General features: G+C 66.7%; 13 protein-coding genes. 9 read left to right on the top strand and 4 right to left on the bottom strand.

The genetic code is table 11. The features are described from left to right. Positions 1 to 113: 113 nt before the first annotated feature. The 3 genes from HB724_RS14455 to HB724_RS14445 are packed head-to-tail and all read right to left on the bottom strand — an operon-like array spanning position 114 to position 3,155. Entirely contained in the window at positions 114 to 1,088 is a 975-nt protein-coding gene (locus HB724_RS14455) for a 50S ribosomal protein L11 methyltransferase (protein ID WP_256731531.1), read from the bottom strand. Positions 1,089 to 1,101: 13 nt separating this feature from the next. Beyond that, a complete protein-coding gene (locus HB724_RS14450; RefSeq protein WP_213981642.1) occupies positions 1,102 to 1,803 on the bottom strand; it encodes an SDR family oxidoreductase in 702 nt (233 codons plus the stop codon). Positions 1,804 to 1,829: 26 nt separating this feature from the next. Then, positions 1,830 to 3,155 carry a methyl-accepting chemotaxis protein gene (locus HB724_RS14445; RefSeq protein ID WP_213981678.1) on the bottom strand — a complete coding sequence of 442 codons (1,326 nt, stop codon included), beginning with the start codon at positions 3,153 to 3,155 and terminating at the stop codon, positions 1,830 to 1,832. Positions 3,156 to 3,397: 242 nt separating this feature from the next. Here HB724_RS14445 and sdhC point away from each other — a divergent pair, with 242 nt between their 5' ends. The 9 genes from sdhC to HB724_RS14400 all read left to right on the top strand — a co-directional run bounded on the left by sdhC (position 3,398) and on the right by HB724_RS14400 (position 12,376). Next, positions 3,398 to 3,793, top strand: a complete 396-nt coding sequence (gene sdhC, locus HB724_RS14440) for a succinate dehydrogenase, cytochrome b556 subunit (protein ID WP_213981677.1) — start codon at positions 3,398 to 3,400, stop codon at positions 3,791 to 3,793. Beyond that, positions 3,786 to 4,175 carry a succinate dehydrogenase, hydrophobic membrane anchor protein gene (gene sdhD, locus HB724_RS14435; RefSeq protein ID WP_213981641.1) on the top strand — a complete coding sequence of 130 codons (390 nt, stop codon included), beginning with the start codon at positions 3,786 to 3,788 and terminating at the stop codon, positions 4,173 to 4,175. The genes sdhC and sdhD overlap by 8 nt, the downstream gene beginning before the upstream one ends. Beyond that, positions 4,172 to 5,974, top strand: a complete 1,803-nt coding sequence (gene sdhA / locus HB724_RS14430) for a succinate dehydrogenase flavoprotein subunit (RefSeq protein ID WP_213981676.1) — start codon at positions 4,172 to 4,174, stop codon at positions 5,972 to 5,974. The genes sdhD and sdhA overlap by 4 nt, the downstream gene beginning before the upstream one ends. Positions 5,975 to 6,296: 322 nt before the next feature. Then, positions 6,297 to 6,680: a GIY-YIG nuclease family protein gene (locus tag HB724_RS14425; protein WP_213981640.1), complete on the top strand. Its 384-nt coding sequence runs from the start codon at positions 6,297 to 6,299 to the stop codon at positions 6,678 to 6,680. Positions 6,681 to 6,770: 90 nt separating this feature from the next. Further along, positions 6,771 to 7,745 carry a C13 family peptidase gene (locus HB724_RS14420; protein WP_213981639.1) on the top strand — a complete coding sequence of 325 codons (975 nt, stop codon included), beginning with the start codon at positions 6,771 to 6,773 and terminating at the stop codon, positions 7,743 to 7,745. A 115-nt stretch (positions 7,746 to 7,860) separates the two neighbouring features. After that, complete coding sequence (locus tag HB724_RS14415; RefSeq protein WP_213981638.1) at positions 7,861 to 8,643, top strand: succinate dehydrogenase iron-sulfur subunit; 783 nt, start codon at positions 7,861 to 7,863, stop codon at positions 8,641 to 8,643. Beyond that, the gene (locus tag HB724_RS14410; protein ID WP_213981637.1) at positions 8,640 to 9,092 is read left to right on the top strand and encodes a PaaI family thioesterase; all 453 of its coding nucleotides are present in this window, start codon (positions 8,640 to 8,642) and stop codon (positions 9,090 to 9,092) included. Before HB724_RS14415 ends, HB724_RS14410 begins: the two co-directional genes overlap by 4 nt. Then, positions 9,089 to 10,201 carry a cell division protein ZapE gene (zapE, locus tag HB724_RS14405; protein ID WP_213981636.1) on the top strand — a complete coding sequence of 371 codons (1,113 nt, stop codon included), beginning with the start codon at positions 9,089 to 9,091 and terminating at the stop codon, positions 10,199 to 10,201. The genes HB724_RS14410 and zapE overlap by 4 nt, the downstream gene beginning before the upstream one ends. Before the next feature lie 303 nt (positions 10,202 to 10,504). Next, on the top strand, positions 10,505 to 12,376 hold the full coding sequence (locus HB724_RS14400) for a glycoside hydrolase family 2 TIM barrel-domain containing protein (RefSeq protein ID WP_346344734.1): 1,872 nt from the start codon (positions 10,505 to 10,507) through the stop codon (positions 12,374 to 12,376). Between the two features lie 105 nt (positions 12,377 to 12,481). Here HB724_RS14400 and HB724_RS14395 read toward each other — a convergent pair whose 3' ends face one another. Then, positions 12,482 to 13,303 carry a glutaminyl-peptide cyclotransferase gene (locus HB724_RS14395; RefSeq protein ID WP_213981635.1) on the bottom strand — a complete coding sequence of 274 codons (822 nt, stop codon included), beginning with the start codon at positions 13,301 to 13,303 and terminating at the stop codon, positions 12,482 to 12,484. Positions 13,304 to 13,350 lie beyond the last annotated feature (47 nt).

Here is a 13,350-nt window from a genome sequence, read left to right as displayed (position 1 = left end):
GGGAGGCTGGGAGAGCCGCTTTGAGTCGTGAGGGGCTCGCTCGCGGATGAGTGGACTCCGGCACTTCGGCCGGGGTGACGGATGGAAGAGAGCGTTTTCGCACTCCCCAAGCCTCACCAGCTCCCGAAACCCGGCGCCTCGCCCTTGCCGCGGCTCAGCCGGGTCGTGCGGTCGGCGCCGTGGCGGGCGCGCTTGACCAGCTTCAGCGTCGGCCAGGCGCCGCGGTCGATGCGACCGGTCAGGCGCAGGCCCTGACGGCGATAGGCCTGGGCCACCGTCTCGGCCTGGCTGTCGAGCAGCCCCGCCAGGATCAGCGTGCCGCCCTCGGCCAGCGCCATGCTCACAGTCGGCGCCAGCTCGACCAGCGGGCCCGCGAGGATGTTGGCGATGATCAGGTCATAGGGCGCGCGGCCGATCAGCAGCGGGTGCTCCATGCCGGGCGCCACGGCGAGCGCCACCTGCCCAGCACCGCCGCCCAGCGCGACGCCGTTGTGCCCGGCATTCTCGGCGGTCACCTCGATCGACCTGGGATCGATGTCCGACGCAGTGGCATAGGCGCGCGGCCACAGGTGCAGCGCGGCGAAGGCGAGTAGCCCGGTGCCGGTGCCGAGATCGAGCAGGTTGCGCACCACCGCGCCCCGCGCCTTCAGCCCGTCCAGCGCGATCAGGCAGCCCGAGGTCGTCTCGTGCGTGCCCGTGCCGAAGGCGAGCCCGGCGTCGATGCGGAACGCCTTCGTGCCCGCCGGCACCGCGCCCTTGTTGGTGACGGTATGGACATAGAAGCGGCCGGCATGGACCGGCTCGATCCCCGCCTGGCTGAGCGTCACCCAATCGGCATCGCGGATGCGTTCGGCAACCGGCCTGATGCCCGCGGCGCTCGGCACCAGCGCCTGTACCGCGGCGAGCGCGGCGCTGTTGGGCTTGCCGTCGAAGAACGCTTCGAGCTGCCAGCTGGTCGGATCGTCGGCCACGCGCTCGCTGGTGAGCAGCACGGGCGAAGGGGTGAGTGCGGCCAGCGCCGGATTCTCGAAATCGATCCGCTCCGCCTCGTCACGGGTGCAGGGCAGGATGAGCTTCCAACTGGACATCAGCGTACCCCGTTCATCGGACATAGCTCGCGCCGTTGATGTCCAGCACGGCGCCGGTCATCGAGGGCGGCGCCTCGAGCGCGCAGAAACGGGCGAGCGTGGCGATCTCCGCCGGATCGGCGACGCGGCCGAGGGGGATGTCGGCCAGCAATTTGTCGCCGCCGCGGCTCGCCAGATACTCCTCGGCCATGCCGGTCATGGTGAAGCCCGGGCAGATCGCGAAGGCGAGGATGCCCTGCGCCGCATAGCCGCGGGCGATTGACTTGGTCATGCCGACCATGCCCGCCTTGGACGCGGCATAATGCCAGTGCGCGGGGCTGTCGCCGCGATAGGCGGCGCGGCTCGCGACATTGACGATGCGGCCCCCGCGCCCCTCGGTCTGCCAGTGGCGCACCGCCAGGCGGCAAAGCTCGGCCGATGCGGTCAGGTTGACGCGCATCGTCTTCTCCCAGCCCGCGACCCACTCGTCATGCTCCAGATCGAGCGGAGTCGCCTCGAAGATGCCGGCATTGTTGATGAGCACGTCGATACGGCCGTCGAGCGCTTCCAGCGCCCGGTTCCACAGCGCCTGGGGCGCGGCCGGATCGGTGAAATCGGCGGGGATGCCGCTATGCGTGCCGTGGCCGATCAGCCGGGTGTCGTCGCGGGTGAGTGTCTTGGCGATCGCGGCGCCGATGCCCCGGCTGCTGCCGGTGAGAAGGATGTGGGTCTGCATGCCTCCCCCTTTAGGGGAGGCGATGCTCAGGCCGCAACCGAGGACGAGAAGCTGTCCGCCGCCGAGCGGAGCTGCGACAGGCGATCGTCCACGTCACCGAATTCACGCAGCAGCGCGTCCATCTCGTGCGTGACGTTCTTGGTATCCTCGCGGATGGCGCCGATGGTGGCGGACATCGAGTCGGCTGCGAGCGCGGTCTCGTCGACGGCTGCGGTGATGGCGGTCACGGTCTGGGCCTGGACCTCCATCGCGCTGCGGATGCGGTTGGCGCTTTCCTGCACTTCGCTCACCGTCGAGCGGATCGAGGCGTTGGTCTCGACCGTGCTCTTCGTGGCCGACTGGATCGCGGCGATCTTGGCAGCGATGTCGTCGGTCGCCCGCGCGGTCTGGTTGGCGAGGGACTTCACTTCCTGCGCGACCACCGCGAAGCCGCGCCCGGCATCGCCTGCGCGTGCGGCCTCGATCGTCGCGTTGAGCGCGAGCAAATTGGTCTGCCCGGCGATGTCGCGGATCAGGCCCAGGATCGATTCGATCGACTTGGCGTGCTCGCTCAGCATCTCGGACATGCCCACCGCCGTCCCGGCCTGGCCCGACGCGCGCGTCGCGATCTCGGCCGCGGCCTCGACTTCGCTGCGCGCATCCTCGATCGCCCGGATCAGCCCCGCCGCCGTCTGCGCCGCCTCGCGCATCGCCACCGCCGACTGCTCCGCCGCCGCCGCGACCTCGCTCGCCTTGCCCAGCATCCCGCGCGCCGAAGCCGAGGTGTGGACCGCCTGGACGCGGAGCTGATCGCCCTCGCGCGACGCCCGCTCGACGGTCGCGCCGATCGAGTCGCGAAATTCGACCGCCAGCCGGTCGCGGGCGACCTGCGCGCTATATTCGCGGTACATGTTGTAGATCTCGACGGTGATGTCGCCTTCGAGCGCCGAGAGCCGCATCAGCGTGTCGATCAGCACCGGCAGCCGGGTATCGTCGGCGCCCAGGCGGCGCATCATCACCTCCAGCGCGGCGCGATCGCTGGCGTTTATCATCGAAAGCAGCGCCATCGGCGGCACCCCGCCCGAATAGGCGGCCGATACCGAGCGCTCGATCGATTCGATCCAGCTCTGGCCGGCGGTGTCGAGGAAGCGGTTCTTCAGGAAGACCACGCCCACATCGATCATCTTGGCGGTGTCGCCCGGCGCCCAGTTGCGCTCGTCGGCGAAGCAGCGCAGCCATTGCTGCCAATAGGCGCTCGATACCGCGTGGATCTCCGGCTCCAGCACGTCCCAGGCGTCGCGGCTCGACTGCACCAGCGAGCCGTCGAAATCGAAGATGCGCAGGCGCGCGCGCACGTCGATCGCGGCGCTCATGGTGCCCGCCACCGGTAGGGAGTTGGTCGATGCCACAATCGTCACGAAGCGGTTCCCCTGCATGCGGCCTGGAAATTCGGCGGGCCGCTCTTGCGCGATCCATGCGCCGCAACTGGTTAAAGGGCGGTTAGGAACCCGTCCGACCGGCGATCCGGCTTGCATCCTTCGAGTGCGTGACTAATGAGACCCGCGTCGACCCGAAAGGAACGCCCTTGGCCAACGTCCGCAACACCGCGCGACCGATGTCGCCCCATCTCCAGATCTGGAAATGGGGGCCTGCAATGACCGTATCGATCCTCCACCGCGTCACCGGCTCCGGCATGGCGACTGTGGGCGCGATCCTGTTCGTCTGGTGGCTGGTGGCGCTGGCCTCCGGCCCCGCGGCCTATGCGTCGTTCGTGGACCTGTTCACCTATCATTCGGGCGCGCTGAACGTGGTGGGCTATGTGTTCGGGATCGGCCTGACCCTGGCCTTCTTCCAGCACATGGCATCGGGCGTGCGCCATCTGTTCATGGATGCCGGCATCAATTTCGAGCTGAAGGGCAACAAGACCACCGCCCTGCTCACCTTCGCCTTCTCGATCGTCGCCACGGCGGCGTTCTGGATCGTCCTGCTGCTGGAGAAGATCCATGGGTAACGGAACCGAGCTCGGCCGGGTTCGCGGCCTGGGCGCCTCCCACGAAGGCGCCGGCGAATGGTGGAAGCACAAGGTTTCCGCGGGATCGAACCTGATCCTCGTGCTGTGGTTCATGCTCTCGATGCTGCTGCTGCCGGCGCATGACTATGCGACGATCTCCGCCTGGCTGGCCCAGCCCTTCGCGGCGGTGCCGCTGATCCTGCTCGTGCTCAGCACCACCTATCACTTCCGCCACGGCCTCCAGGTCGTGATCGAGGACTATCAGCATGACGAATCGCGCTTCGTGCTGCTGATCGTGCTGCAATATTTCACCATCGCCGTTCAGGCGCTCGCGATCTTCTCGATCCTCAAGGTCGCCTTCACCACCACAGGGGCCGCCTGATGACCGCCTACAAGATCATCGATCACACCTATGATGCCATCGTCGTCGGCGCCGGCGGCTCGGGCCTGCGCGCGACCATGGGCTGCGCCGAGGCGGGGCTGAAGACCGCCTGCATCACCAAGGTCTTCCCGACCCGCAGCCACACCGTGGCGGCGCAGGGCGGCATCGCGGCGAGCCTGGGCAACAACACGCCGGACCATTGGTCGTGGCACATGTACGACACCGTCAAGGGCTCCGACTGGCTCGGCGACCAGGACGCGATCGAGTATATGGTGCGCGAGGCGCCCGCCGCCGTCTATGAGCTCGAACATGCCGGCGTGCCGTTCAGCCGCAACGACAACGGCACGATCTACCAGCGCCCGTTCGGCGGCCATATGCAGAACATGGGCGAAGGCCCCCCCGTGCAGCGCACCTGCGCCGCGGCGGACCGCACCGGCCATGCCATGCTCCACGCGCTCTACCAGCAGAGCCTGAAGTACGACGCCGACTTCTACGTCGAATATTTCGCGCTCGACCTCATCATGGAGGACGGCGCCTGCCGGGGCGTGATCGCGCTGTGCATGGAAGACGGCTCGATCCACCGCTTCCGCAGCCATGCCGTGGTGCTCGCCACCGGCGGCGGCGGCCGCATCTACCAGTCGGCGACCTCGGCGCACACCTGCACCGGCGACGGCAACGGCATGGCGCTGCGCGCCGGCATCGCGCTCCAGGACATGGAGTTCGTCCAGTTCCACCCGACCGGCATCTACGGCGCCGGCGTCCTCATCACCGAGGGCGCGCGCGGCGAGGGCGGCTATCTGACCAATGCCGAGGGCGAGCGCTTCATGGAGCGCTATGCCCCCTCCGCCAAGGATCTCGCCAGCCGCGACGTCGTCTCGCGCTCGATGGCGATGGAGATCCGCGAGGGCCGCGGCGTGGGCCGGGAGAAGGACCATATCTTCCTCCACCTCAACCATATCGATCCCAAGATCCTGCACGAGCGGCTTCCGGGCATCACCGAGACCGGCAAGATCTTCGCCGGCGTCGACCTGACCCGCCAGCCGCTGCCGGTCGTGCCGACCGTACATTACAATATGGGCGGCATCCCGACCAATTATCACGGCGAGGTCGTCCACAATAAGGACGGCAATCCGGACGCGGTGGTCCCCGGCCTGTTCGCGGTCGGCGAGGCGGCGTGCGTCTCGGTCCATGGCGCCAACCGCCTGGGCTCGAACTCGCTGATCGATCTTGTCGTGTTCGGCCGCGCCACGGGCCTGCGCCTCAAGGAGATCGTCAAGCCCGGCACGTCGCATGCGGCGCTGCCCAAGGGCTCGGAGGAATTCTCGCTCACCCGCCTCGACCATTTCCGCAATGCCAAGGGCGGCACGCCCACCGCGAAGATCCGCGCCGAGATGCAGAAGACGATGCAGCGCAACTGCGCCGTGTTCCGCGACAGCGCGCTGCTGGCCGAGGGCGTGGAGAAGATCGGCAAGGTCTATCAGGGCTTCCAGGACGTCGGCATCACCGATCGCTCGCTGATCTGGAACACCGATCTGGTCGAGACGCTCGAGCTCGACAATCTGATCGGCCAGGCGGTGGTGACGATGGAGTGCGCCGCCAACCGCAAGGAAAGCCGCGGCGCCCATATGCACGAGGACTTCCCCAATCGCGACGACGCGAACTGGATGAAGCACACCGTCGCGACCTTCACCGGCTGGGGCGGCAAGGACGGCGAGACGGCGATCGAATATCGCCCGGTGCATGATTACACGCTCACCGACGAGATCGAGTATATCAAGCCGAAGAAGCGGGTGTATTGAGCTTCCGTACTGCGCTTGAGCCAAGCCACGTGATCCTCCCCCAGCTTGCTGGGGGAGGGGGACCGCCGCCGAAGGCGGTGGTGGAGGGGCGGCGCGAAGCGCCGTAGTCCTTTGCCGCACGGTCCTCGGCCTGCGGCCCGCGTTCCTCCACGCCCTACGGGCGCGGGCGCCTCCCCGAGCAAAATTCATAAAAACATGGCATGACTCCAGTGATGGCTGCTGTTGTCACTGATCTGCTTTAGGAGATTGCGGATACTGCCAAGTTGGTGGAGGATACAGAAGTTGAGTTTACGAAACGCAGTCGGTATCGAAAGCGCAAAGGATGCGATCCAAGCTCAGGCCTGAATGGTATGCCCTATCCATTGAGGAGAATTTTGATCTCAACCGATCGGGAATTTACGAATGGCGGATCGCTGGCGTCGGCATTTATGTAGGCAAGGCTAAGACCCTACGTAGACGAATAAGAGACTATCCCAACAACGTTCGCCGTATGATCAACGGATTGGCTTGGCACGGCAACTCCTCCAAGGATTATCGCCAAATCCACCACGAGCTTAGGCGTGCTTATGATAGCGGCACTCAGGTGAGCGTTGCCGTGCTGGAAATATGTGATCCGAGTTCCCGCGCCGAGCGGGAGCGACACTGGATCGAGCAGCGTCGCAAAGAGCATTTGGCCGGCGGACCAAGAGTCCTAAATTCAAACTGACCCTCCCGGGGCTCGCCCCATTGCTTGACTTCCCCCATCCACCCGCGCAGTTGCGCGATTTCCGGTTCCTTCCGGGGGGACTCGTCCTTTATGCGTTTCAAGCGTTTGCTCGTGCTTTCGGCTGCCGCCGCGATCCTCCCCGCCCTTCCCGCCGCCGCCCAGTACAAGGCGCCCGAGCATCATGCCGACTGGCCCGGCCTCGTCTCCGGCCAGGAGGGGATCGACGGGCTCGACAGCGGACCGGAGCTCCAGCGCGGACGCTCCGCCAGGGAGATACTCGCCGATCACCGCAAGCTCGATGCCGCGCTCGCCGCGCTCCAGCCCCAGCGCAAGGCCCTGGTCGATGCCTATGTCGTCTCGATCGCGCTCGACAGCGATCCGGTGTTCGGCCGCGAGGCGCGCGAAGCGGGCAAGGTGCTCAGCCGCCGCTTCGATGCGGAGGGGCGCACGCTGGTCTTCGCCGGCAGCAACGGCAGCGGCCCCAGCGAGCTGCCCGCCGGCAGCCTGGAATCGCTGACGCTCGCCCTCGCCCGCGTGGCCGAGGTGATGGACAAGCAGCAGGACGTGCTCGTCCTCTACACCACCAGCCACGGCGCCAAGGTGGGCATCGCCTATCATGACGGCGATTCCGGCTATGGCATCCTCTCCCCCGAACGGCTGGCGAGCCTGCTCGACGAGCTGGGCATCAGGAACCGCGTGCTGATCCTGTCGGCCTGCTATTCGGGCATCTTCGTGCAGAAGCTGATGGGCGACGATACCGCGCTGTTCACCGCCGCCTCGTCCGAGCGCACCTCGTTCGGCTGCATGGCGGAGAATGACTGGACCTTCTTCGGCGACGCGATGATAAACCATGCGCTGCGCAAGCCCCAGCCGCTGGCCGATGCCTCGGACGAGGCGCGCGGGTTGATCGGCGAATGGGAGGCGGCGTCGAGCCTGACGCCGTCGAACCCCCAGGCGAGCATCGGCGACGATGTCGCGACCTGGCTGACCCCGCTCGAGGCGCGCATGCCCAGGGTCGCGACCCAGCCGGTCGGCAGGCCGGCGACGGACGCGCTCAAGCGCTGAGGCGCGCGCGAACCCGATATGATCGAAAAGCGGGTCAAAGGAGACTTGCGCTGCGTTTGCGAAAGGCATAGCCCGCGCATCGAACGCCTCGCGCCGTATAAGGACTTTTGAGGAAATGGCCGAATTCCGCCTGCCCAAGAACAGCCGCATCACCAAGGGCAAGGAGCATAAGGCCGATCCGGCCGCGACCCGCGTCAAGAAGTTCAAGATCTACCGCTACGATCCCGACAGCGGTGAGAATCCCCGCTACGACAATTTCGAGGTCGATCTCGACGAATGCGGGCCGATGGTCCTCGACGCGCTCATCAAGATCAAGGGCGAGCAGGATTCGTCGCTGACCTTCCGCCGCTCGTGCCGCGAGGGCATCTGCGGCTCGTGCTCGATGAACATGGACGGGCGCAACGGCCTCGCCTGCACCACCGCGATCGAAGACATCAAGGGCGATATCCGCATCACCCCGCTGCCGCATATGGACGTCATCAAGGATCTGGTCCCTGATTTCACTCATTTCTATGCGCAATATTCGTCGATCAAGCCGTGGCTCCAGACCGTCACGACCACGCCCTCGGGCAAGGAGCGGCTCCAGAGCCCCGAGCAGCGCGAGAAGCTCGACGGCCTGTACGAGTGCATCCTGTGCGCCTGCTGCTCGACCTCGTGCCCCAGCTATTGGTGGAACAGCGACAAGTTCCTGGGTCCGGCGATCCTGCTCCAGGCCTATCGCTGGCTGGCCGACAGCCGCGACGAGATGACCGGCGAGCGGCTCGAAGCGCTCGAGGATCCGTTCCGCCTCTATCGCTGCCACACGATCATGAACTGCGCCAATGCCTGCCCCAAGGGCCTGAGCCCGGCCAAGGCGATCGCCGAGATCAAGAAGATGGAAGCCGAGCGCACGCTTTGAGCGAGGCGACGCCGCATTTCACCTATGAGGACGATCCGGCGCTTCCGGGCTGGAAGCGCTGGACGCTCACCGATCCGACTCGCTTCAACGCGCTGCTCGGCCCGTTATGGGTGCGGATGGAACAGGGCCATGCCCGCGTCCGCATGCTGCCCGAGCGGCGGCATTCCAACCTGGGCGACAATGTCCATGGCGGCGCGCTGCTCGGCTTCATGGACGTGGCGCTGTTCGCCGCCGCGCGCGCGCACGGCCTGCTGGACGTCGGCCCGGCGGTGACGCTCGATCTTGCCGCCCAGTTCATCGGCGCCGGCCGGCTCGACGCGCCGGTCGAGGCCGAGATCGAGCTGCTGCGCGAGACCGGACGGCTGATCTTCCTGCGCGGGTTGATCGTCCAGGGCGAGGCGCGCATCGCCAGCTTCTCCGGCACCGTGCGCAAGTTCGGCAAGCGATGACCCGGATCCTCCAACGCTATCGCGCGCTCGTCGCCGCGGGCGAGCTCCGCACCGATCCCGAGCAGGAGGCGGCCGCCGCCCGGCTCGATCGCCTGGCCAATGATCTCGAAGTGGTGCCGAGGAAGGGCAGCATCCTGTGGCGCGCGCTGGGCCGCATGCCCGAGCCGCCGCGCGGCATCTACATCTGGGGCGGCGTGGGCCGCGGCAAATCGATGCTGATGGACCTGTTCTTCGACACGGTCGACATCCGCCGCAAGCGCCGCGTCCATTTCCACGAATTCATGCTCGACGTGCACGAACGGCTGAACGTCGAGCGCCAGAAGAACACCGCCGATCCGGTGGTCGCCGTGGCCGACGCCATGGCCGAGGACATCCGCCTGCTCGCCTTCGACGAGATGGTGGTCAACAATCCCGCCGACGCGATGATCCTCTCGCGCCTGTTCACCGAGATGATGCGCCACGGGCTGACCGTGGTCGCCACGTCGAACCGGCCCCCGCGCGATCTCTACAAGGACGGGCTCAACCGCCAGCTCTTCCTGCCCTTCATCGCGCTGATCGAGGAGCGCATGGACGTGCTCACGCTCAACGGCCCGGTCGATTACCGGCTCGATCGCCTGGGCAGCATGGACACCTGGCTGGTCCCCAACGGACCCGAGGCGACCGCGGCGCTCTCCGCCGCTTTCTTCCGCCTTACCGACTATCCGGTCGAGGACCGCGCCAAGGTGCCCGCCTGCGACCTGCCGGTGCAGGGCGGGCGCGAGATGCATGTGCCGAAATGCCTGAAGGGCGTGGCGGTCTTCTCGTTCAAGCGGCTGTGCCGCGAGGCGCGCGGCGCGGCCGACTATCTCGCGATCGCGCGGCGCTTCCACACGATCATCATCGTCGGCATCCCCCGGCTCGGCCCCGAGAACCGCAACGAGGCGGCGCGCTTCGTCACGCTGATCGACGCGCTCTACGAGCACCGGGTCAAGCTGCTCGCCGCCGCCGATGCCGAGCCCCAGAATCTCTACGAAGCCGGCGACGGCCGTTTCGAATTCGACCGCACCGTATCGCGGCTGATGGAGATGCAGTCCGACGAATATCTGGCCGAGGGCCACGGCGAGCGCTGAGGCAGGGCGTCGTTCAACGGCGTCGCCGATCCTCCCTCCGTCACCCCGGCCGAAGTGCCGGGGTCCACTCCTCCGCGCACGAGCCCCTCTAGGCTTCTAGCTGCTCTCCTGGCCTCCCGGTGGCCCCCGGCACTTCGGCCGTGGTGACGGTGAAGATTTTGCAGCCGTCTGCCTCAACTCTGAATGTCGATCGGCCCCGGGAGCATGCCGCCGCCAGTCACATCCCGGCAATTCTCATCTGACAAAGTGGCCAAGCCACTTCATCCGCGCTAGACGGATATAAAAGTCAGGGGAGACGAGAGGGTGATATTCCGCCGCGCAGCCGCAATCCTGCAAGTCCTGTTCGTGTTCGCCGGGCTTTCCTCACCGGGAATCACCCTGGCCCAGTCCGCCCCGCAATCGCCCGTCCTCGTCGCCGCCGACCTGCGCGACTCCGTCAGCCTCGACGGCGCATGGCACTGGTCGGTCGATCCCTATCGCGACGGCATGGCCGGCTTCCATGGCGGCATCCCCGATCCGCGCATGCGGCGCTCGGCCGATCTCGTCCAGGCGGACGTCATGGCGAAGGATCCGCGCGCACTCTACGAATTCGACATGCAGCAATCGCCGGTGACCTACCTCCCCGGCTCGTGGATCGGCCATGCGGCCGAGATGCGCTATTATCAGGGGCTGGTCTGGTATCAGCGCACCTTCAGCGCCGCGCCGCCCGCGCCCGGCAAGCGCATCTTCCTGCGCATCGGCGCCGCCGACTATACCACCAGCGTCTATCTGAACGGCCAGGCGCTGGGCCGGCACAGCGGCGGCTTCACGCCCTTTGCCTTCGACGTCACCAAGCTGCTCCGTGCAGGCCAAAACCAGATCACGCTCGGCGTCGATTCGGCGCGCACCAAGGACGATGTTCCGCCCCCCGTCACCGATTGGGAAACCTATGGCGGCGTCACCCGATCGATCACCTTGGTCACGGTGCCCGACACCTTCGTAGACGATGCCTGGGTGCGCCTGACCCGCGACGGCCGCATCGCCGCCACCGTGCGGCTGTCCGGCTCCGCGCCGGGGAGCAAGGCGGTGCGCGTGCGGATCACGTCGCTCGGGCTGGAGCTTTCGGGCACCACGGATGCCGCAGGCAATTGGAGCGGCACCGCGCCGGCCCCGGGCAAACTTGAGCGCTGGTCGCCCGAAAGCCCCACCCTCTACGACGTCCGTGTCGAGGCGGGTGAGGACGTGCTGCGCGATCGCATCGGCTTCCGCACGATCGAAGTGCGCGGCACCGATATCCTGCTCAACGGCAAGCCCATCTTCCTGCGCGGCATCTCGATGCACGAGGAGGAGCTCGGCAAGAACCCCGTCCGCGCGATGACGCCCGCCGCCGCCCGCGCGCTGCTCACCGAGATCAAGCAGGGGCTGCACGGCAATTTCGTCCGCCTCGCCCATTATCCGCACAGCGAATCGACCACGCGGCTGGCCGACGAGATCGGGCTGCTCGTGTGGAGCGAAGTCCCGGTCTATTGGCTGGTGAACTGGCAGAACCCCGATACGCTCGCGGCGGCGCAGACGATGCTGCGCGAGAATATCCAGCGCGATCGCAACCGCGCCGCGATCGTGCTGTGGAGCGTCGCCAATGAGACACCAGTGAGCGATGCGCGCAACGCCTTCCTGCGCACGCTGATCGGCGACGTCCGGGTGCTGGACGACAGCCGGCTGGTCACCGCGGCGCTGCTCAGCAAGCGCGAGGACAGGGTGATGACGATCGACGATCCGCTGGTCGCCGATCTCGATGTGATGGCGATCAACACCTATAATGGCTGGTATTCGGACGATCGCCTGGCCGATCTGCCGAGCTTCGAGTGGCGCTCGCCGGTGCAGAAGCCGCTGATCTTCTCCGAATTCGGCGCCGATGCGCTGGCCGGCAATCACGATGCCGTCGCCGATCCGCACAAGTTCAGCGAGGAATATCAGGCCGAATATTATCGCCGGACGCTGGCGATGGCGGCGAAGGTGCCCTTCCTGCGCGGCATGAGTCCGTGGATCCTCAAGGACTTCCGCTCGCCGCGCCGCCAGCATCCGGTCTATCAGCAGGGCTGGAACCGCAAGGGGCTGATCTCCGAGACCGGGCAGCGCAAGCTGGCGTTCGGCGTGCTCGCGGAGGAATATGCGCGGCGCGCGACCAAGCCTTAGGCCGGATTGATGGTCAAGGGCGAGAGCCGGGATGACGAACCTTTAACAACGAAAAAGCCCGTCAGGCGATCGGGCCTGACGGGCTTTGCAAAAGGTAGAATGGGATCAGCGGGCGCAGGTGGTGATCCTGGCGGCCTCATCCGAATTCGACACCCGCTCCCCGGCCTTGACCTGATAGAGCTGCGGCCAGCGCTTGCCGGTGACGAACAGCCGCTTGCCCGCCGCGTCATAGGCGATGCCGTTGGCCACATCGTCCTGCCCGCGCGCCTGGGGGCCGAGCGCGCTCACGTCCAGGAAGCCGCGGACCTCGCCGGTCGCGGGATCGATCCGCGCGATCAGGTTGGTCTGCCAGATATTCGCATAGATCTCGCCATCGACCCATTCGAGCTCGTTCAGCTTCTCGACCGGACAGCCGTTCGCCGTGACGCGGAGCGTGGAAACCGGCGCCATCGTCTCGGGATCGAGGAAGCGCAGCACCGGCGTACCGTCGCTCATGATGATCGACTTGCCGTTGTGGGTCAGGCCCCAGCCCTCGCCCGAATAGGCGAAGGTGCCGCGCGGCGCGAAGTCATTCAGGCCGTAGATGAAGCCGGTTCGGTCCTGCCAGGTGACCTGATAGAGCCGGTCCTTCCAGGCGATGATGCCCTCGCCGAAATAGGGGGCGGGAAGCTGCTCCTCCTTCAGCACCTGGCCGGTTTCGGGCTTCACCTGCCGGATCGCGGAGGTGCCCACCTCGCCGGTGCCCTCATAGAGCATGCCGTCCTGGAAGAAGAGCCCTTCGGTGAAGGCCGCGCCGTCATGCGGCAGCGCCGCGACGATGCTTGCGCGGTACACCGGGATGCCGCCGGGCTGGAAGCGGGCATAGAGGAAATAGCCGGCCGTCACGACCAGGATCGCGGCCACGACCGCAAGGACAATACGCTTCATCGGAATGCTTTCGCCGAGTTCGCTGGGCAAGGGAAGCGCGACCAAAG

This window comes from Sphingomonas sp. dw_22 (assembly GCF_018449795.1).
Classification (GTDB): Bacteria; Pseudomonadota; Alphaproteobacteria; order Sphingomonadales; family Sphingomonadaceae; genus Sphingomonas.
Note: the sequence above shows the minus strand (reverse complement) of the source record. Positions and strands in the feature narration are given on the sequence as shown.